General features: G+C 71.4%; 17 protein-coding genes and 1 pseudogene. 13 read left to right on the top strand and 5 right to left on the bottom strand.

The features are described from left to right. The first annotated feature begins 312 nt into the window (after positions 1 to 312). The gene (locus H958_RS0121725; protein ID WP_028060191.1) at positions 313 to 867 is read left to right on the top strand and encodes a GNAT family N-acetyltransferase; all 555 of its coding nucleotides are present in this window, start codon (positions 313 to 315) and stop codon (positions 865 to 867) included. 155 nt (positions 868 to 1,022) lie between these two features. Here H958_RS0121725 and H958_RS0121720 read toward each other — a convergent pair whose 3' ends face one another. Continuing rightward, complete coding sequence (locus H958_RS0121720) at positions 1,023 to 1,280, bottom strand: hypothetical protein (protein WP_028060190.1); 258 nt, start codon at positions 1,278 to 1,280, stop codon at positions 1,023 to 1,025. Positions 1,281 to 1,504: 224 nt separating this feature from the next. On the opposite strand from H958_RS0121720, the gene H958_RS0121715 reads away from it, so the two are divergent. Both H958_RS0121715 and H958_RS0121710 read left to right on the top strand, forming a co-directional pair. Beyond that, positions 1,505 to 2,809: a PucR family transcriptional regulator gene (locus H958_RS0121715; protein WP_156028134.1), complete on the top strand. Its 1,305-nt coding sequence runs from the start codon at positions 1,505 to 1,507 to the stop codon at positions 2,807 to 2,809. 52 nt (positions 2,810 to 2,861) lie between these two features. Next, on the top strand, positions 2,862 to 3,023 hold the full coding sequence (locus H958_RS0121710; RefSeq protein WP_196807484.1) for a hypothetical protein: 162 nt from the start codon (positions 2,862 to 2,864) through the stop codon (positions 3,021 to 3,023). A gap of 204 nt (positions 3,024 to 3,227) precedes the next feature. Here the strand turns inward: H958_RS0121710 and H958_RS48900 are convergent, their stop codons facing one another. Then, positions 3,228 to 5,906: a LuxR C-terminal-related transcriptional regulator gene (locus H958_RS48900; protein WP_051324648.1), complete on the bottom strand. Its 2,679-nt coding sequence runs from the start codon at positions 5,904 to 5,906 to the stop codon at positions 3,228 to 3,230. A 132-nt stretch (positions 5,907 to 6,038) separates the two neighbouring features. Here H958_RS48900 and H958_RS0121700 point away from each other — a divergent pair, with 132 nt between their 5' ends. The 9 genes from H958_RS0121700 to H958_RS39420 all read left to right on the top strand — a co-directional run bounded on the left by H958_RS0121700 (position 6,039) and on the right by H958_RS39420 (position 16,584). Continuing rightward, positions 6,039 to 7,262: an acyl-CoA dehydrogenase family protein gene (locus H958_RS0121700; RefSeq protein WP_051324673.1), complete on the top strand. Its 1,224-nt coding sequence runs from the start codon at positions 6,039 to 6,041 to the stop codon at positions 7,260 to 7,262. Positions 7,263 to 7,267: 5 nt separating this feature from the next. Further along, on the top strand, positions 7,268 to 8,485 hold the full coding sequence (locus H958_RS0121695) for a CaiB/BaiF CoA transferase family protein (RefSeq protein ID WP_028060185.1): 1,218 nt from the start codon (positions 7,268 to 7,270) through the stop codon (positions 8,483 to 8,485). Continuing rightward, positions 8,482 to 9,246 (top strand): crotonase/enoyl-CoA hydratase family protein, encoded by a 765-nt coding sequence (locus tag H958_RS0121690; protein WP_028060184.1) that lies wholly within the window; start codon positions 8,482 to 8,484, stop codon positions 9,244 to 9,246. Before H958_RS0121695 ends, H958_RS0121690 begins: the two co-directional genes overlap by 4 nt. Positions 9,247 to 9,254: 8 nt before the next feature. Then, positions 9,255 to 10,181, top strand: coding sequence for a 3-hydroxyacyl-CoA dehydrogenase NAD-binding domain-containing protein (locus tag H958_RS0121685; protein WP_037411107.1), 927 nt, complete (start codon positions 9,255 to 9,257; stop codon positions 10,179 to 10,181). Continuing rightward, positions 10,178 to 11,056: an NHL repeat-containing protein gene (locus tag H958_RS0121680; RefSeq protein WP_028060182.1), complete on the top strand. Its 879-nt coding sequence runs from the start codon at positions 10,178 to 10,180 to the stop codon at positions 11,054 to 11,056. Before H958_RS0121685 ends, H958_RS0121680 begins: the two co-directional genes overlap by 4 nt. After that, a complete protein-coding gene (locus H958_RS39425; protein ID WP_037411124.1) occupies positions 11,053 to 12,342 on the top strand; it encodes an NAD(P)/FAD-dependent oxidoreductase in 1,290 nt (429 codons plus the stop codon). Before H958_RS0121680 ends, H958_RS39425 begins: the two co-directional genes overlap by 4 nt. 185 nt (positions 12,343 to 12,527) lie before the next feature. Beyond that, positions 12,528 to 13,238, top strand: a complete 711-nt coding sequence (locus tag H958_RS0121670) for an alpha/beta fold hydrolase (protein ID WP_028060181.1) — start codon at positions 12,528 to 12,530, stop codon at positions 13,236 to 13,238. 77 nt (positions 13,239 to 13,315) lie between these two features. Next, the gene (locus H958_RS47755) at positions 13,316 to 13,801 is read left to right on the top strand and encodes a ferritin-like domain-containing protein (protein WP_028060180.1); all 486 of its coding nucleotides are present in this window, start codon (positions 13,316 to 13,318) and stop codon (positions 13,799 to 13,801) included. Positions 13,802 to 13,842: 41 nt separating this feature from the next. Next, entirely contained in the window at positions 13,843 to 16,584 is a 2,742-nt protein-coding gene (locus tag H958_RS39420) for an ATP-binding protein (RefSeq protein ID WP_051324647.1), read from the top strand. A 139-nt stretch (positions 16,585 to 16,723) separates the two neighbouring features. Here the strand turns inward: H958_RS39420 and H958_RS0121655 are convergent, their stop codons facing one another. The 3 genes and pseudogenes from H958_RS0121655 to H958_RS0121650 all read right to left on the bottom strand — a co-directional run bounded on the left by H958_RS0121655 (position 16,724) and on the right by H958_RS0121650 (position 18,224). Then, positions 16,724 to 17,155, bottom strand: a complete 432-nt coding sequence (locus H958_RS0121655; RefSeq protein WP_028060179.1) for a hypothetical protein — start codon at positions 17,153 to 17,155, stop codon at positions 16,724 to 16,726. Positions 17,156 to 17,299: 144 nt separating this feature from the next. After that, positions 17,300 to 17,528, bottom strand: a pseudogene (locus tag H958_RS49150) (two-component sensor histidine kinase); the annotation flags it as partial. Continuing rightward, positions 17,529 to 18,224 carry a response regulator transcription factor gene (locus H958_RS0121650; protein WP_028060178.1) on the bottom strand — a complete coding sequence of 232 codons (696 nt, stop codon included), beginning with the start codon at positions 18,222 to 18,224 and terminating at the stop codon, positions 17,529 to 17,531. A 253-nt stretch (positions 18,225 to 18,477) separates the two neighbouring features. Here H958_RS0121650 and H958_RS0121645 point away from each other — a divergent pair, with 253 nt between their 5' ends. Next, positions 18,478 to 18,756, top strand: a complete 279-nt coding sequence (locus H958_RS0121645) for a hypothetical protein (RefSeq protein ID WP_028060177.1) — start codon at positions 18,478 to 18,480, stop codon at positions 18,754 to 18,756. The last annotated feature ends 49 nt before the right edge of the window (positions 18,757 to 18,805 follow it).

The raw sequence follows: 18,805 nt of genomic DNA, 5'->3' as shown, positions 1-18,805 counted from the left end.
GGTGGTCAGGCGACGACGAGGTCGCCCGGATTCTCCGGGTCCGACGTCAGACAAGGTTCCCCCTCCGAGAGATAAATGATCAGCCGCAACGCATTACTACGGCGCGGCGGATTAGATCATCGGCCCCATGAAAATCGGGTGTGAGCACCAAGACTCGCGCTAAAGGCGACGGCCGCACTCGACCCACCGCCGGGGAGCCGCAGGCCTACGCCCTGACGCAAGCCCGGCACGCCAACGTCCAATGAGTCCGGCATGGGACCTCGAGCAGACTTACTGTCGTGGCGGGCGGCGCTTTGAGAGACTCAGCTCGCGATGACGGGGATCCTCGCGGCACCCCAGCGGCTGGCCGTCGTGGATGACGCGGCGCGCATCCAGGCGTTGATGCGCATGTCAGCGCGAGAACTGTTTCCGCGCTTCTACGACGCGCGGCAGACCGCGAGCGCGGTGGTCCACATCGCGCAGCTCGACATGTCGTTGATCGAGGACGGCACCTATTTCGTCCACGAAGCGAACGGCGAGCTCGTCGCCTGCGGCGGCTGGAGCAGACGCGCCAGGCTCTACGCCGATGGCGGCGAGGTACCCGGTGACGAGCGACTGCTGAACCCGGCAGGCGAGGCCGCCCGGGTGCGCGCGATGTTCGTGCGCAGCGACTGGACCCGCCGGGGCCTCGGCCGCGCGATCTTGGAGTCGTGCGAGCGCGCCGCTCGCGCGGAAGGCTTTCAGTCGCTCGTGCTCATGGCGACGCTCCCCGGCGAGCCGCTCTACCGCGCGTTCGGCTTCGAGGAGGTCGGGCGCACGATGGTGGCCATGCCTGACGGCGTGGAGACCGCGGCCATCGAAATGCGACGCACCATCCGCCAGCCCTAGCCCCACATGAAGCTGCCCCGTCGGACCACGAGGAGCAGTCCAGTGAGATCGCCACGCGTGACGATCCTGGCGGCCGTGGCGCGCTGCCTTCGAGGCACAGACAGTCAGCGCGCGTCTTCATCCGTGCGCTATCGCAAAGCGCAAGAAGCGCACTACTAGCGGCGCGCGCCTGCGATCAGCGCGACGGTCATCAGCGCCGCGGCGAAGAGCAGCCCGGCGGCCGGCGAGACCGCCGTCCAGAGGATGCCGGCGATGCCGCTCGCCGCGACGTTGCCGAAGCTCTGCACGCCGGCGAGCAGGCCGAACGCCGAGCCGCGCAGCCCGGCGGGCGCCAGCGCCGCGACAGCGGCGTGCTCGGCCGTCTCGACGCAGCCGATCGCCACGCCGGCCGCGGCGAAGCACGCGGCGAGCACCGCCGGATTCGCGCCGGTTGTGGCGAAGCCGACGTAGGCGATCTGAAAGCACGCGCGCTGTGAAGGGGGGCCGCGCCGCGAGACCAGCGCGTACGCTGCGGGGTGTGTCGGTGATCGCGGGTACGCGCCGGCGCGATTGGCTTGCGGTCGCGTTGATGCCGGCGCGGCTCTCAGCGCGTTCGCATAGTCAGGCCTCCGTCGCGGGAGTACGATCGGCCTCGGAGATGTCTGTCGTGGCCGAGCAGGCGCGGACGACCCCCGTGGTGCGGGAGGTCGCGGCCGAGCTGCTGCCGCGCACGCCGGAGCTGGGGCGCGCGATGGCCGACTACCTGTACGCGGCCATCCCGGAGCTCGCTGTCATGCACGACGACGAGCTGCGGGCGGAGCTGCTCGCCAGCACGTCGGCCAACGTCGGACAGGTGCTGCGGCTGCTGGCGCACGGAGCGAGCACCGGCGACGCGGTGGTCCCCTCTGATGCGCTGGGGTTCTTGCGCGGCATCGTGCGCCGCGGCATCCCGCTGGCGGCGCTGCTGCGCTCCTACCGGCTCGGGCACGCGTGGCTGTGGGAGCGGTGGTCGCAGGCGCTCCAGGATCGCGTCGCGGATTCGGGCGAGCTCGCCGCGGGACAGGACCACAGCTCGGCGCTCATGTTCGCCTACGTCGACAAGGTCTGCGACGTGCTCGTCGATGAGTTCGGGACCGAGCGCGACCGGATGATGCGCAGCGCGGCCCAGCAGCGCGCGGAGACGGTTCGTGCGATCCTGGGCGGCGAGCCGGTCGACGAGGAGGCGGCCTCGCGGCGGCTCGGCTACGACCTGCGGCTGCACCACGTCGCGCTCCGCGTATCGAGCGGTGCCAGCGAGGTTCGCGGGCTCGAACGCGCCGTCGCGGACGCGGCCGCGACGCTCGCCATCGGCAAGCCGCTCGTCGTGCCGTCCGGCGCCGCGCGCTTCGACTTGTGGTGCGGCTCGTTCGATCCGCCTGCGACGGATCGGCTCGAGCGGTACGAGCCCGTCCCGGGCGTGCTGATCGCATTCGGGCGGCCTGCGGAGGGTGTCGGGGGGTTCCTCCGCTCGCATGTCGAAGCGCTGCAAGCGGCCCGCATCCGCTCGTTGGCGCCCGCCGGTGCCGCCGCGGTCACGAGCTACGCGCGCGTGGAGCTCGTCTCGCTGCTCGCGACCGACCTGCCACGGGCGAGGACGTTCGTCGCGAGCCGGCTGGGGCGGCTCGACTCGGCCGCCGAGTCGTCCCAGCGGCTGCGCGACACCGTGCTGGCCTATCTCGTCGCGGGCGGTAGCGCCTCGCGCGTCGCCAAGGACCTCTACGTGCACCAGAACACCGTGGCCTACCGGGTCAAGAAAGCGGAGGAGCTGCTCGGCCGCAAGGTCAGCGAGAACTCGATCGAGCTGACCTGCGCCCTGAAGCTCGCCGCCGCGCTGGGACCGGCTGTGCTGGATGACGGATCAGTCCATTCGGAGGACGCGCGGTCAGCCTACGCGCGTCGACGATCTGGCCGCGATGAACCGTGACGAGCTGCAGCGCAGATGCGAGATTCGCGTCCGAGGCCACCTAGGTGAGACAATGCGGCGCGCGTTCCCGGCGCTTCGCGCCGAGACGCGGGGGACCGACACGGTGCTGAGCGGCACCCTTCCGGACCACGCCGCGCTGTACGGCGTCCTGGCCCAGCTCGAGGCACTCGGGCTGGGGCTGCTGGAGGTTCGGCGCCTCCCGGACCGGCCCTGATCCTCCGGTCATGACGAGGTCGGCTAGGTCACCGTCGAGGTCGCCGGCGCAAGCCGGCGCCTGTCCGTCGTGGACCATGGCATCGGGGGCGCCGACCCGCGGGGCTCCGGGTTGGCGGGCCTCGAGGAGCGCGTCGATGTGATGGGCGGGACCTTACGGTCGAGAGCCGCCCCGGCCGCGGCACGCGGCTGGCGGTCGAGCTGCCTATTGGCGCGTGAGCGCGGAAGGGGCCAGCAGGCGGAGGTCGCGAGCGCGTTCGACCGCGTCCGCGCGGCGGTTGACGCCGAGCTTGGCGTAGATGTGCTGGATGTGCGTCTTGACCGTGCTGACCGCGAGGTAGACCTCGCCGGCGATCTCGGGTGCGGTGAGGTTCGTGGGCAGATAACGCAGGACCCGGAGCTCGCTCTCGCTGAGCGGCTCGCGCGGCCGCTGGGGCTCGCCTGAGGGAGTTGGCCGGTCTCCGGCGAGCACGGTGCGGATCTCGGAGATCAGCGCGGCGTGCGTCGAGCGGTGGCGCTGGTGGCGCTCCAGCAGCGCGGCGGTGCGGTGGACGAGGAAGGGCCATACCACGCCGTCGGGCTCCGCGAGGTCGAGCGCGCGCTCGAGCGTCTCCTCCGCCGCGGCGGGCTGGGCGAGCGCGTGCCGCGCGATCGCGTAGAGCACGAGCGCTTCGATCAGCCAGGCACGATGGCTGCTCGCGACGGAGCCGTCGAGGACCGGTGCGAGCACGGCGGTCGCGGCCTGCGGTTCGTCCTGTGCCAGCCGGAGCGCCGCGATCGCCTTGCGCACCTCCGGGCCGTCGCGCAGCTCAGGAGCCATCTCGGCGAGCGCCGCTTCGACGGCCTCGAGCTCACCGAGTCGCAGGTTGGTTTGGAGCATCAGGGCGTGCGCATGCGCGGCGAGCGCGTGCGGGCGGGTCCCTGCGCCCGCGGCGCTCAGCAACTCGTCGAGCCGCGTGGCGGAACGGAGCGCGGTCAGCGCCTCCTCGTCGTGGCCGCGCGCGAGCTGGAGCATGCCATGCGCACGCCGTAACAACAGGCCTTCGGCCGGTTCGAGCTCGGCGCGCAGCGCGCGCCGCGCCTGACCCAGCCATGGCTCAGCCTCGTCGAGCCGTCCTTGCCAGACCAGAATCCCGCCCAGCACCGTGTAGGCGATCCCGACGATCGGCTCCTCGGCCCAGCCGTGCGTCCGGGCGAGCTCGATCGCCTTCAGGCTCGCCCGCCGTGCGAGTTCGAACGAGCGGGCCATCAGCGTGAGCGCGAGGTTTGCCAGACAGCCGATCTCGAGGTACGGACGCCGCGTGCGGCGCGCGAGGGCGAGGGCGTACTCGAGGTGGCGCTCGGCGTCCTCGGAGCGCGCCGCCCACGACTCGGCAGTGCCGAGGTTCAGCAGCGCGAGCGTCCGGAGCTCGTCGTCGATCCGGTGCGACTGGAGTTCCGCCCCGGCGTGGGGGGCGAGCAGCTGCTGCGCCGCTTCGACCGCCGCCGGCAGGTCGACGCGCTGGCGCGCGAGCCGGAGGCGGATGACCGCGAGCAGCGCTTGGCTGGTCCCGCGCGTGTCCCCGGCCTCTGCCGTAAGCCGTTGCGTCGCCAGCGCGAGGTATCGCTCTGTCGCCGGCAGCGATCCCCGCGTCACCTCGCGGCCCGCCAGCAGCGCGAGCAGCCGCGGGTCGGAGTCCAGGGCGCCGACGGGGAAGCGGGCGAGCAGCTCGCCCATGGTGTCTCCTCGCCCGTCCACCCAGAGCGCCAACACGTTGTCGGCCAACACGCGGGCGGCCGTCGCCCAGTCGCCTGCCTCCTGCGCATGTCGCACCGCCGCCGCCGGGTCGTCGTGCTCGGCGAACCACGCCGCGGCGGTGCCGTGGAGCGCGCTGAGCTCGTCCGGCGCGGTTCGCCGCAGCTCGAGCTGCAGCAGCTCCGAGAACAGCTGGTGGTAGCGGAACCAGGAGCGCGGGCCGTCGAGCGAGACGACGAACGCGCCGGCCTCCTCGAGCTCCTGCAGGATCAGCTCGCTCCCCGAGCGTCCTGTCAGCAGGTCGGCCAGCGGACCGTTGACGCGATCGAGGATCGAGGTCCTGAGCAGCAGCCGCCGGACTTCGTCGGGCTGGCGCTCGAGCACCTCGTGGAGAAGATACTCGGCGACCGTCCGCTCGCTCCCGCCGAAGTCGGCGGCCAAGCCCTCGGGATCCGGATGACGGACCAGCGACAGTGCCGCCAGCCGAAGTCCGGCGGCCCAACCTTCAGTGCGCTCGTGCAGCAGCGTGAGCGCCGGCTCGGGCAGCGTCACGCCCGCCGCGTCGAACAGGGCCCGGGCCTCGGCGATCGTGAATCGCAGATCGCCGGCGCGCAGCTCGGTCAGCTCGCCTTCGAGCCGCAACCGGTGCAGACCGAGCCGCAGGTCGCGCCGCGTGGCGAACGCGAACCGGAGCGCCGCGGGGGCGCGCAGCACCAAGACGCCGAGCTGGCGCAGCGTCTCGTCGTCGCCGAGCTCGTGGAGATCGTCGACCACCAGCCACAGCGGCTCGGTGAGCGACTCCAGATCCTCGAGCAGCCGTTCGACGATCGCGCCGCCCTCGAGCCCGGGCGCCGGCGTGAGCGACCCCACGGCGCGGGAGCCGGCCTGCGTGCGTCGCAGCGCGTCGAGCACCGCGATCCAGAACCGCTGCGGGTCGCGTTCCCCGCGCCGCACGCTCACCCAGCCCACGCGGTCGGTCAGCCGCGCCTCGGCGATCCAGGTCCGCAGCAGCATGGTCTTGCCGCTTCCCGCGGAGGCCGACACGAGCGTCACGCGGCCGGCACTCGCGAGCCGCTCGAACAGCGCGCTGCGCAGGATGCCCGGAAGTGCGGGGGGATCGGTTGCGGGCCGGGCCCGCGAGATGACCATGGCGAGAACGTACGAGGCACGGCCGTGCGCGCCTATGGGCCGGGCGACAAAGTCGCAAGACCGCCTTGTGACACCGCAACCATCCGATTTGTATGAGCGCCGCTCATCCCTTCTGTCGTGACGCTCGACTGGATGAACGCAACGATCACCTCGCCGGCAACGTCCGGGCCGTACTTGGACTCGGGACTGCTCCCCGGCGACTTCTACTCCTACGAGCAGCTGCTCTCCGATCCGGAACGGGCGATCGTGGCGCGGCTGCGCGAGTTCCTGCGCACGGAGGTCGCGCCGATCGTCGACGACTGCTGGGCACGGGCCGAGTTCCCGTTCCAGCTGATCGAGCGCTTCGCGACCCTCGGCCTGAACGGGTGGGCCGATCCGGATTCACCCGAGGCCGCGCCGAGCAACCTGCTCCGGGGCATCATCTCGCTGGAGCTTGCGCATGCGGACGCGTCCGTATCGACCTTCTTCGGCGTGCATACGGGCCTGGCGATGGGCAGCATCCTCGCCTGCGGCGACGAGAAGCAGCAGCGCCGCTGGCTGCCGGCGATGAGCCGCTTCGAGCAGGTCGGCGCGTTCGGGCTGACGGAGCCGCACGGCGGGTCGGACGTGGCGGGCGGCCTCGAGACGGCCGCGCGCCGCGACGGCGACGAGTGGGTGCTCAACGGCGCCAAGCGCTGGATCGGCAACGCGACGTTCGCCGACCTGGTCGTCATCTGGGCCCGCGACGTCGAGACCAATCAGGTGCTCGGCTTCGTCGTGGAGAAGGGCACGCCCGGGTTCGACGCGACCAAGATCGAGCGCAAGATCGCGCTGCGGATCGTGCAGAACGCCGACATCGTGCTCGAGGACTGCCGCGTCCCGGAGGCCAACCGCCTGCAGAACGCGAACTCGTTCAAGGACACCGCGAAGATCCTGCGCCAGACGCGCAGCGGCGTGGCCTGGGAAGCGGTCGGGATGATGCTCGCCGCCTACGAGATCGCACTGCAGTACGCCAAGGAGCGCGAGCAGTTCGGTCGCCCGATCGGCAAGTTCCAGCTCGTCCAGGACCTGCTGGTAAAGATGCTCGGCAACGCCACGGCGTCGTTCGGGATGATGGTGCGGCTCGCCCAGTTGCAGGACGCCGGCGTCTATCGGGACGAACAGTCGGCGCTGGCAAAGGCCTACTGCACCGTGCGGCTGCGCGAGACCGTCGGTTGGGCGCGCGAGCTGCTCGGCGGTAACGGCATCGTGCTCGACTACAACATCGGCCGCTTCGTCGCCGACGCGGAGGCGATCTACTCCTACGAGGGCACGCGCGAGATGCAGACGCTGATCGTCGGCCGCTCGGTGACCGGCCTGAGCGCCTTCGTGGGGTGACGATCATGGTCTTCAAGGACCTGAAGGTCCTCGACGCCGCCAGCTTCATCGCCGGGCCGGCGGCCGCCACCGTGCTCTCTGACTTCGGCGCCGACGTGATCAAGGTCGAACCTCCGGCCGGCGATCTCCAGCGGCTGCTGAGCTCCGTACCGCCGAGCCCGCCTGCGCCGGCGAACTACGCCTGGCATCTCGCCAACCGCAACAAGCGCGGCATGGCGATCGACCTCAAGGCGCCGGGCGCGACGAGGATCCTCCGGCGGCTCGTCGAGTGGGCCGACGTCGTCATCACGAACTTCCCGCACCCGACCCGCGAGCGGCTGCACCTCGGCTATGACGAGGTCGCGGGCTGGAATCCCCGCGTCATCTATGCCGATGTCACGGGATTCGGCGACGCCGGGCCTGACGCGGCGCTGCCGGGCTTCGACCTGACCGCCTACTGGGCGCGCAGCGGGCTGCTGTCCTCCACGCGCGACGTGGGGGCGCCGCCGACGGTGCCGATCCCCGGCAGCGGCGACCACGCGACCGCGATGGGGCTCTACGCGGCGATCGTGACCGCCCTGTACGACCGTGAGCGGACCGGGAAGGGCGCGAGCGTCGGCACGTCGCTGCTCGCCGAGGGCGTGTGGGCGGCCGGCACGTTCGTCGCGGGAGCGCTCGCCGGCGGCCGGTCGTACGGTCTGCACAACCCCACCGCGCCGACGAACCCGCTGATCAACCCCTACCGCGGCTCCGACGGCCGCTGGTTCATGCTCGTCGCCTCGCCGCCCCACTGGCCGGGGCTCGCGACCGCGGTCGGGCATCCTGAGCTGCTCGACGATCCCCGCTTCGCGGATCCGCGAAGCATCGCGGAGCATTCCGCCGAGCTGACCGAACTGCTCGACGCGACCTTCGGCTCGCAGCCGCTGGCGCACTGGCAGGGCGTCCTCGAGCGCGCGCGGATCACCTGCGCGGTGATCCAGACGCCGGAGGAGGCCGCGCACGACCCGCAGCTGCGCGCCAACGACATCGTCGTGCCCCTGCATGGCGACGACATGCTGAAGGAGACGATCGGCAGCCCGATCGCCGTTCGCGGGACGGCCAAGCGAGCGGCGACCCGAGCGCCGAAGCTCGGCGAACACAACGACGACGTGCTGCGCGAGCTTGGATTCAGCGGCGAGGAGATCGAGGCGCTTCGGGGCACGGGCGCGATCCCCGGCGCGGCGCAGATGGAGGCGGCGCGATGACCGACCTCGTCCTCGTGGAGCGGCGCGACAGCGTGCTCACGATCACCCTCAACCGACCGCAGCAGAAGAACGCGGTCGATCACGAACTGGCTGTTCAGCTCTCGTCCGCGCTCGACACGCTCGACGCCGACCCGGGCGTCTCGGTCGGCGTGCTCACCGGCGCCGGCGGCACGTTCTGCGCCGGCATGGACCTGAAGGCGTTTGCGCATGGCGAGTTGCCGGTGCTCGATGGCCGAGGGTTCGGCGGGCTGACGCGGGCGCTGGTGCGCAAGCCGCTGATCGCCGCGGTCGAAGGCTGGGCGCTCGGCGGCGGCTTCGAGCTGGCACTGGGCTGCGACCTCATCGTCGCTGCGGACGATGCTCGCTTCGGGGCACCGGAGGTCACGCACGGCCTCGTCCCCTCCGAGGGCGGCCTGATCCGGCTGCCGCGCCGGATCCCGTACCACGTCGCGCTGCGGGTGCTGCTGACCGGCGATCCGCTGAGTGCCGGCGAGGCGTCCGAGTACGGGCTCGTCGATGAGCTGACCGCGCCGGGCGCCGCGCTCGACAAGGCGCGCGAGTTGGCCGCGCGCATCGCGAAGAACGCGCCGCTGGCGCTGGCCGCGGTCAAGGGGGTCTTGCGCGCCACGCAGGGCCTCGACGACCGGGCTGCCTTCGAACGCCAGGACCAAATGATTGCCGGGCTGCTCTCGAGCGAGGACGTGCGCGAAGGCGCGCAGGCGTTCGCCGAGAAGCGCGCGCCGGTGTGGCGAGGACGGTGAGGAGTTCGATGTCAGCGCAGATCGCGATCATCGGGACGGGCACCATCGGCGCGAGCTGGGCGACCCACTATCTCGCTCGCGGCTTCGACGTCGTGGCAACCGATCCCGCGCCCGGCGCCGAGGCGGCGCTGCGCTCGTATGTCGACGCGGCCTGGGACGCGGCGAGCACGCTCGGCGTCGTGCCCGGAGCATCACGCGATCGCCTGCGCTTCACGGCCGACCTGCGGGAGGCCGTGGCGGACGCCGTCTTCGTGCAGGAGAACGCGCCGGAGCGGCCCCAGCTCAAAGTGAAGCTGCTCGCCGAGATCGACGACGCCGCACCGGTGGAGTCGATCATCGCGTCGAGCTCGTCCGCGATCACGATGAGCGTGATGCAGGCCGAGTGCCGGCGTCCGGAGCGGACGGTCATCGGCCACCCGTTCAACCCGCCGCACGTCATCCCGCTCGTCGAGGTGGTCGGCGGCGAGCGGACAGCCCCGGAGACGATCGAGCGTGCGATGGTGTTCTACGCATCCATCGGCAAGAAGCCGGTCCGCCTGCGCAAGGAGCTGCCGGGCCACGTCGCCAACCGCCTGCAGGCGGCGCTGTATCGCGAGGTCGTGCATCTGATCGACCAAGGCGTGCTGGGCGTCGCCGATGCCGACGACGCCGTCTCCTGGGGCCCCGGCCTGCGCTGGGGCGTGATGGGTCCGAGCCTGCTGTGGCACCTCGGCGGCGGCGAGGGCGGGATCCAGCACTTCATGGACACGCTGATGGGTCCGATGGCCGCGATGTGGCCGGCGCTCGGCAACCCGCAGGTGACGCCCGAGCTGGAGCACAAGATCGTCGAGGGCGTGGTGGCGGAGGCGAACGGCCGCTCGATCGACGACCTCGCCGCGGAGCGCGACGCGATGCTGATCGCGCTGGAGGGCGTGCGCGCGAGGTACCAACCATGAGCGCGGGGCGGCTCTTCATGCTCGAGATCAGCGGCGGCGGCCGCGTGGTCTCGCTGAACCCGGACGGCTCCGGCAAGGCCGTCCTCGTCACCGGCTGCCGGATCCCCGACGGTGTCGCGGTCGACGTCGAGAACGGGTACGTCTACTGGACCGACATGGGCAACCCGCCGGCGGACGACGGCGCGATCGAGCGCGCCGACTTGGACGGCGCCAACCGCGTGACGATCGTTCCCAGCGGCGTCACATACACGCCCAAGCAGCTGCAGCTCGAGCCCGTCGGTCGCAAGCTGTACTGGTCCGATCGCGAAGGGATGCGGGTGATGCGCTGCGACCTCGACGGCTCGCACGTCGAGACGCTCGTGCAGACAGGGGAAGGCGACGACGACCGGCGCGATCAGACGCGCTGGTGCGTCGGGGTCGCCGTCGATGCCGCCGGCGGGCAGCTCTACTGGACGCAGAAGGGCCCGAGCGATGGGGGTCTCGGGAGGATCCTGCGCGCCGCGATCGAGCTGCCCGCCGGCGCGACGGCGGCTGAACGCCGCGACGTCGAGGTCCTCTTCGACGGGCTGCCCGAGCCGATCGACCTGGAGCTGGACCTCGCGACCCGCACGCTGTACTGGACCGACCGCGGCGACCCGCCGCGCGGCAACACCGTCAACCGCGCGCCGGTCGACGGCTCCCGCGAGCCGGAGATCCTCTGCAACCACCTGATGGAGGGCATCGGGATCGCGCTCGACCGCCGCGGCGGCCGGATGTTCATCACCGACCTCGCGGGCAGCGTGTACGAGGCCGGCATGGACGGCTCCGGCCGCCGGGTGCTCCGCGTCGCACAGGGCAACCTCACGGGCATCGCCTACGCGGAGCTCGCGGCATGAGCCACCGTGTCGCGATCGTCGGCGCCGGGTTCGGTGGGCTGTTCGCGGCGCGTGCCCTGCGCCGGGCGCCGGTCGACGTGACGGTCGTCGATCGCACGAACCACCATCTCTTCCAGCCGCTGCTCTACCAGGTGGCGACCGGCGTGCTCTCGGAGGGCGACGTCGCGCCGGCGATCCGCGACGTGCTGCGCAACCAGCGCAATGCCCGCGTGCTGCTGGGCGAGGTCATCGACGTCGATCTGCAAGCGCGCGAGCTGGTCGTCGACACGGTCGGCGAGCGGTCGCGAATCGCCTACGACAGCCTGATCGTGGCCGCCGGAGCGGCCCAGTCGTACTTCGGCCACGACGAGTTCGCCGTCCACGCGCCGGGGATGAAGACGATCGACGACGCGCTCGAGCTCCGCGGGCGCATCTTCGGCGCCTTCGAGCTGGCCGAGCTGGAGGCCGAGGCGAAGCGGCGGGACACGTGGCTGACCTTCGTGGTCGTGGGGGCGGGGCCGACCGGCGTCGAGCTGGCCGGGCAGATCGCCGAGCTGTCGCGCCGGGCCCTCAAGCGCGACTACCGCACGTTCGATCCGGCGGACGCGCGCGTAATCCTCGTCGAGGCCGCCGGCAAGGTGCTGGCACCGTTCCCCGAACCGCTGCAACACCGCGCGCGGCACGACCTCGAGCGGCTCGGCGTCGAGGTGCGTCTGGACACGCTCGTCACAGGTGTCGACGAGGAAGGGCTCGATGTCACGCGAGACGGAGTGGACGGCCGCATCGACGCGCGGACGAAGATCTGGGCGGCCGGCGTGCAGGCGTCGCCGCTCGGCGCGATGATCGCCGGGCAGGTAGGCGCTACCGTCGACCGCGCCGGGCGGGTTTCCGTGCGACCCGACTGCACGCTGCCCGGCCACCCGGAGGTGTTCGTGATCGGCGATCTGATGCGCCTCGACGGACTACCGGGCGTCGCCGAGGTGGCGATGCAGTCCGGCGCCCACGCGGCACGAACCATCGCACGCCGACTGCGCGGCGACACGCGCGGGCGGCCGTTCCGCTACCGCGACCTCGGCACGATGGCCACCATCTCCCGCTTCCGGGCGGTCGTCTCCATCGGCCGCGTGCGCCTGACGGGACTGGCCGCATGGCTGACGTGGCTGCTCGTGCACCTCGTCTTCCTGACCGGCTTCAAGAACCGGTTCGCGGCGGCGGCCAACTGGGCCGTGGCGTTCCTCGGCCACGGTCGCCGGCAGCGCACGATCACCGAGCGGCAAGTGTTCGCGAGAAAGAAGGAGCTCGGATGACCAACAGCACCACCCGCTTCCCGGCATTGCGAGGGCCTCGTCCTCGACGGCGTCGAGCGCGTACGTACATGGCCGCCCGAGAATGTCGTCACCTGACGCATGCGATGCCGCGGGGGTGCGGACAAGAGTCCGGATGACCAAGTTGCACATCATTCGAGGCCGGTCACCGACCAAGGAGGTCATCCATGACCGATGTGAAGAACGTCGTTCTCGTCCACGGCGGATTCGTGGACGGGTCCGGCTGGCGGGGCGTCTATGACCTGCTGAAGGCGGACGGGTACACCGTGAGCGTCGTGCAGAACCAGACGCTCTCGCTCGAGAGCGACGTCGAGACCACCCGCAACGTGCTCGACCAGCAGGACGGCCCGGCGATCCTCGTCGGCCACTCCTACGGGGGAGCGGTCATCAGCGAGGCCGGCCGCCACGAGCGCGTCGCGGGGCTCGTGTACATCGCGGCGTTTGCGCCCGATGCCGGTGAGTCGGTCAACACGCTGATCGCCGATCCGCCTCCGGATGCGCCGGTGCCGCCGATCCTGCCGCCGCAGGACGGGTTCCTGTTCCTCGACCGCGCCAAGTTCGCGGGGTCGTTCGCCGCGGACCTCCCGGCAGACGATGCGGCGTTCATGGCTGACTCTCAGGTCCCGTGGGGCGTCGATGCGCTCGGCGGTGCGGTCAGTGAGCCGGCGTGGCGCAGCAAGCCGAGCTGGTATCTGGTCGCCGCGGATGACCGGATGATCCCGCCGCCCGCGCAGCGAGCGATGTCCGAGCGGGCCGGCTCGACCGTCGTCGAAGCGCCTGGCAGCCATTCGATCTACGTGTCTCAGCCCCGCGTGACCGCCGACCTGATCGAGCGCGCGGCGCAAGGAGCCCTCGTCGAGGCGGCGGGGGCGGCCTGACCGCGAAGGCCGGCAGGACGCTGCTGGACCTGCCGGCCGCCCGCACTTCGGGTCCATGCACCGGATCGGAGCTCGCCGTGTCAAGACAGCCCGAAAGGCCGAACCCGCCGCTTCCCGATGAGGTATCCGAGGAGATCGGGAAGCAGCTTCAGCTCACGCTGGTCGAGCTGATCGCATTGTCACTGGCCGGGAAGCAGTCGCAATGGACTTCCTACGGCCGTGAGTTCGTCAGCGTCCACCGTCACCTGGATCAGGTCGTCGGCGAATGGCGAGAGCTCGAGGATGTCGTCGCGGGGCGCGCGGCCGCGATCGGGATCGCGCTCGACTGGAGCTCTGCCGCGGTGATCGAACTGGACGATCATCGGCCGTTGGAGCCGGGTTTCACCGAGGTCGGATGCGCCGTCGAGCGGCTCTGCTCACAGCTCTGGGATGTGGCGCTTCGGGTCCGGAGGCGCGGAGCGCTGGTCGGCACGCTCGACGCCGTTTCCCAGCACGTGCTGACGGGGGTGCAGCGCAAGCTCGAAGACCAGCTCTGGATGCTGCGGTCGCAGTTGGCGGACTAGATCCCTCGCTACGAGCGCGGGGGTGCCAGTATGGACGTTTCATGGTCGGCACGCGCCGCGACGTCGCCACTCCGCTCCTCGGTCGCGCCCAGGAGCAGGCGCTCCTGACGTCGCTGTTGGACGGGGTGGCCGAGCGCGGCCAGGCGCTCGTGCTTCGCGGCGAGCCGGGGATCGGCAAGTCGCGTCTGCTGTCGGTGGCCGCGGGAGCGGCGCGCGACCGGGGAATGACGGTGCTCACCACCAGCGGGGTGCAATCCGAAGCGCATCTGCCGTTCGCCGGGCTGCATCAGCTGCTCCGTCCCGTACGCGAGCGAGTGGTCGAGCTGCCGGCCGTCCAGCGCGCCGCGCTCGACGCAGCATTCGGTCTGGAGCACGACGTCGCACCCGAGCCCTACCGGATCGCGATGGCCTCGCTCGACCTCGTGTCCGAGGTCGCCGCCGACGCCCCGTTGCTGCTGGTCGTCGAGGACGCGCACTGGCTCGACCTCCCCACCGCGGACGTCCTGGCCTTCGTCGCCCGGCGAATCGAGTCCGACCCGGTGCTCCTGCTCGCTGCCGTGCGCGACGGCTACCCCTCGGCACTCGCCGATGCGGGGCTGCCGGAGCACAGGCTCGCCGGTCTCGAGGACGCAACGGCCACGGCCCTGCTCGACGCCTCGGCTGCGCACCTTTCGCCGACCACGCGCAACCGCGTGCTGCGTGAGGCCGCCGGGAATCCGCTCGCCCTCCTCGAGCTGCCCGCGGCCGCGGGCCGGCCAGAGGATGCGCTGCCAGGCGGCTTGCCGTTGAGCGAGCGCCTCGAGCGCGCATTCGCGGATCGCGTGTCCGATCTGCCCGGCGACACTCGCGTCGTCCTGCTGGTCGCCGCGCTGAGCGAAGAGGACGCGATCGACGAGATCCTCCGGGCCGCCGGCGCGGTCGCCGGCACGGGGCTGGATCTCGGCGCCGCCGAGCCTGCGGCTGAGGCGGGTATCGCCGACGTCGACCTGCACACGTTCCGCTTCCGGCATCCGCTCATTCGCTCGGCCGTCGCGCAGAGCGCGGGCCTCGCGGACCGGCGGCGCGTCCACGAGGCGCTTGCGGACGTCCTGGAGGATCGAGACCGGCGTGCGTGGCACCGCGCGGCGCTCATCAGCGGGACGCATGAGGATGTCGCCGTGGAGCTCGAGGAGGCGGGCCGTCGCGCAAGGCGGCGCGGAGCGACGGCGGTGGCTGTGACCGCCACGCGGCGCGCGGCCGAGCTCGGCGAGACTGCGCAGCGCGGCCGGCGACTGCTGGCCGCGGCCGAGCTCGCATTCGAAGCGGGTCAGCCGGACGTCGTGGTCGGACTCCTGCGAGAGATCGAGCCGCTGCGTCCAAGCGCGCCGGAGCGTGCACGCCTCGCCTGGATCGAGGAGATGGTCGACCCGAAGCCGCTCGACGAGCAGCGCGTGACCGCGCTGCTGGCGATCGCCGAGGCCGGGGATGACGCTGACCTGCTTTGGCTCGTGGTCTCGCGCGCCTGGTATGCGGACCCGAGTCCCGCGACCCGGCGGATCCTCGTCGAGGCGGTCCGGCGCCTCAGCCCTCCGGCCGATGATGGTCGCGGGCTCGCCATTCGACTCGCCGCCGATCCACTCAACCCGCCGGCGGCGCTCTCAGCACGACTTCGGAGGGTCGCCGCGGAGGGCGGCTACACGACCGATGCGGCGCTGCACCTCGGACCGGCTGCGGCTGTGGTCGGCGAGTTCGAGAGCGCCGGCGTCTTTCTCGCCGGCGCGGTCGACGGCCTCCGCGACGAGGGCCGTCTCGGGCTTCTGCCACGCATGCTCTCGCTGCAGGCGACCGTGGCCGCATTCCTCGCCGATTGGGCAACCGCAAGGCCGGCCGCGGAGGAGCTCCGGCGGCTGGCCAGTGAGCTGAATGAGCCCCTCTACGCGGCAGGCGGCGACTTCGCCGCCTCGCTGATCGCCGGCATGCGCGGAGACGAGGATGCGGCGGAGGCGGGGGCCGCCCGAGCTGAGGAATTCGGACTCCCGGCAAGGGTGAACGCCATCGTCGCCCAAGCCCAGTTCGGTCGCGTCGCGGCGGCTCTCGGAGCCGGCCGGCCGATCGAGGCATACGAGTTCGCCGAACGGCTCTTCGATCCGCTCGATCCCGCCCACCACCCGATGCTGGCCCGCTGGGTCATCGGAGATCTCGCAGAGGCCGCGCTGCAGGCTGGCCGGGTCGCGCAAGGCCGGAAACGGCTTGCGCAGATCGAGACCGCGGTGGGCGCACATCCCGCACCGTGGATCGCGCTGAACCTGCGCCACGCCTGCGCGGTGCTCGCGGAGGACGACGCCGCGAGCCGCTTCGAGGCCGCCCTCGGCGCGGATCTGACCCGGTGGCCCTACCACCGGGCCCGCCTGCTCCTCGCCTACGGCCGGTGGCTCCGGCGTCGCCGTGAGATCACTGAATCGCGGGCGGCCCTGCGGGCGGCCCGCGACGCCTTCGACGCGCTGGGATGCACCTCGTGGAGCTCCCAGACGCGGCGCGAGTTGCGCGCCTCGGGCGAGCGGAGCCGCCGGCGGGAGCCCGAGGCGCGCGACCAACTCACGGCGCAGGAGCTGCAGATCGCGCAGCTCGCGGCGGAGGGACTCTCCAACCGCGAGATCGGGCGGCGGCTCTACCTCTCGCATCGAACGGTCAGCACGCACCTGTACCGCGTGTTCCCGAAGCTCGGCATCACCTCGCGCGGCGAGCTGGGCGGCGCGCTCACGCCGGTCCCGTTGGCCCCGGACGCGGCTGACGACGGTCGTTAGCCGACGCACGCCGAGGACTGTGCTCGGCGGGCGCGCCGCGGCCTCGCCGATCCCACGACGGAGAATCTCGCGGTGGGCACTGCGTCCGGCCGGACGCCATGCAGGTCACAAGCGTCCTGCGGCGCCGGGACGGGGGCGTTTACTGGACCGGTGCGGGCGTCGCGCTGTAGCTCGACAGCAGCTCCGGGAGCGTCATCTCGGGTGGGTCGTTCAAGTCCACGCCGGTCGCGTCGGCCAACCGACGCTTGAACCACATGTCGAAGTCATCACGGGACTCTGAGAAGAGCCCCAAAGCCTTCCCGAAGTCCTCTGTCTCCATGTACGCGACCAGGACCTCGCCCGCGGGCAACGGCGCGAGGTACCAGACTTCCTTGGTGATCCCGATGCGCTCCTCGGAGCGCGCGTAGTCCTGCTTGCGGGATTCCTCCAGCTCCTGCATGAAGTCCCGCGCGTTTGTGCCGCGGCCTGAACTCACGGGCAGGACCAGGCAGATCTGCTGCATGGGGTCCTCCTCTCGCTGTGCAGTGGTCCGACCATCCCACGACACCGCGACGGCGTCAAGCTCGACCACTGCGGCCTCGGATATCGCTCAACGTTCGCGGCGTGGGCCTGAACCGGCGCGTGCCGAGATTTCCGCGCCCGACTTCCTCAGATCGACGCCTTCGAAGCCGCCGCGATGTTCTGGGGCGGCGGCTACGATCGCGGCCGCCGAAGCTCATCTGTCAGTGTGCGGCGCGGTGGCGGGGAGTTGCACCGTACCGCACAGTCCGCCGGCGGCGCGGGGTGTGAGGGTGAGAGTTCCGTCGTGTGCTTGGGTGATGGGTGAGCACGACGCTCTTGGGGTGAATGCTGGTGGTGACCCACACGGTGCCCTCGTCGGGCAGGTTGTGGACGATCGCGTTGTGCACGAGGTTCGTAGCCATCTGCAGCTTCAAACCAGGGCTCTATCCACCGTCTCCTCCCTCGCGCCCGGAGCCGGGTGCGGGGCCGATGCGGTACCCGGCGCCGGCCACGGTGGCGATGATCCAGGGTTCGCCGAGGCGTTTGCGCAGTGCCGAGACGGTGATGCGCACGGCGTTGGTGAACGGGTCGGCGTTCTGATCCCACGCCCGTTTCAACAGCTCTTCGGCGCTGACGACTCCGCCTTCGGCGGCGACGAGCACTTCGAGCACGGCGAACTGCTTGCGGGTGAGCGCGACGTAGCGGCCGTCGCGGTAGACCTCGCGCCGGAACGGGTCCAGTCGCAGGCCTGCGATCTCTCGCACGGGTGGCCGGTGGTGCGCACGCCTGCGGTCGAGCGCCCTGAGACGGAGCACGAGCTCTTGGAGTTCGAAGGGCTTGGTGAGGTAGTCGTCGGCGCCGAGCCCGAACCCGGTGGTCTTGTCGTCGAGGCGGTCGGCGGCGGTGAGCATGAGGATCGGCATGCCGCTGCCGCAGGCGACGATGTGCTTGGCGATCTCGTCGCCGGAGGGTCCGGGGATGTCGCGGTCGAGGACGGCGATGTCGTAGGCGTTGAGGCTCAGCAGCTCCAGGGCGGTGTCGCCGTCGCCTGCGATGTCTGCCGCGATCGCTTCCAGGCGTAGACCATCGCGGATGGCGTCCGCCATGTAGGGCTCGTCCTCGACGATCAGCACGCGCATGCTCGGATGCTACGAGCGGGCGCATATCGTCGGCGTATCGAAAATCGCATACGTGCCGGCAACACCGCCGGCCGCCGGCGATCGTGCCCCAGAGGCGGCCGTCGACGACGATCCGCGCACGGCCCGCGGAGGAGGGATGGTCCACGACGGCGCACGCGGGCATCCAGCTTCAGTTCCACAAGGACGCGGTATGTGACACGGAATCGGCGCACGTGACCAAGTTGCGAAACGCGTCGCGCAAGCGGCACTGTCGGTGGCCGACCCGAGCGGCGTCGCGGCCGGTCACCTGGTCAACGGCTCGTTCTCTCTGCCGCAACCGCTGCGGGCCCAGGCCGGCAGCCCCGCCGCGGGCTCGGGCAGCGCGTTGGCCCCGGTCTCGGGCGACCCGCTCGCGCTGCTGAGCTGGAGCGCCCCGGTCAGCCACGACCCGGTGACGATCGCGCTGCGCCAGAGGATCGGTGCCAACGACGCGCTGCGCACCGGCAGCTACAGCAAGACGCTGACGTTCACGCTGTCCACCACGACACCGTAGGAGCGTGCACACGTAGGCGGCGGCGCACACGCGCCGCCGCCTACCGACC

This window comes from Candidatus Solirubrobacter pratensis (genome assembly GCF_000425945.1).
Lineage (GTDB): Bacteria > Actinomycetota > Thermoleophilia > Solirubrobacterales > Solirubrobacteraceae > Solirubrobacter > Solirubrobacter pratensis.
The sequence above is the reverse complement of the archived record's forward strand: the minus strand, read 5'-3'. Positions and strand labels throughout refer to the sequence as shown.

Coding starts and splice junctions, on each gene's coding strand:
- H958_RS0121680 (WP_028060182.1), top strand. CDS start 10,178: ATGAGCGCGGGGCGGCTCTTCATGCTCGAGATCAGCGGCGGCGGCCGC.
- H958_RS0121650 (WP_028060178.1), bottom strand. CDS start 18,224: ATGCGCGTGCTGATCGTCGAGGACGAGCCCTACATGGCGGACGCCATC.
- H958_RS0121710 (WP_196807484.1), top strand. CDS start 2,862: ATGCGGCGCGCGTTCCCGGCGCTTCGCGCCGAGACGCGGGGGACCGAC.
- H958_RS39425 (WP_037411124.1), top strand. CDS start 11,053: ATGAGCCACCGTGTCGCGATCGTCGGCGCCGGGTTCGGTGGGCTGTTC.
- H958_RS0121685 (WP_037411107.1), top strand. CDS start 9,255: ATGTCAGCGCAGATCGCGATCATCGGGACGGGCACCATCGGCGCGAGC.
- H958_RS39420 (WP_051324647.1), top strand. CDS start 13,843: ATGGTCGGCACGCGCCGCGACGTCGCCACTCCGCTCCTCGGTCGCGCC.
- H958_RS0121715 (WP_156028134.1), top strand. CDS start 1,505: ATGTCTGTCGTGGCCGAGCAGGCGCGGACGACCCCCGTGGTGCGGGAG.
- H958_RS0121695 (WP_028060185.1), top strand. CDS start 7,268: ATGGTCTTCAAGGACCTGAAGGTCCTCGACGCCGCCAGCTTCATCGCC.
- H958_RS0121725 (WP_028060191.1), top strand. CDS start 313: ATGACGGGGATCCTCGCGGCACCCCAGCGGCTGGCCGTCGTGGATGAC.
- H958_RS0121700 (WP_051324673.1), top strand. CDS start 6,039: ATGAACGCAACGATCACCTCGCCGGCAACGTCCGGGCCGTACTTGGAC.
- H958_RS0121690 (WP_028060184.1), top strand. CDS start 8,482: ATGACCGACCTCGTCCTCGTGGAGCGGCGCGACAGCGTGCTCACGATC.
- H958_RS0121670 (WP_028060181.1), top strand. CDS start 12,528: ATGACCGATGTGAAGAACGTCGTTCTCGTCCACGGCGGATTCGTGGAC.
- H958_RS48900 (WP_051324648.1), bottom strand. CDS start 5,906: ATGGTCATCTCGCGGGCCCGGCCCGCAACCGATCCCCCCGCACTTCCG.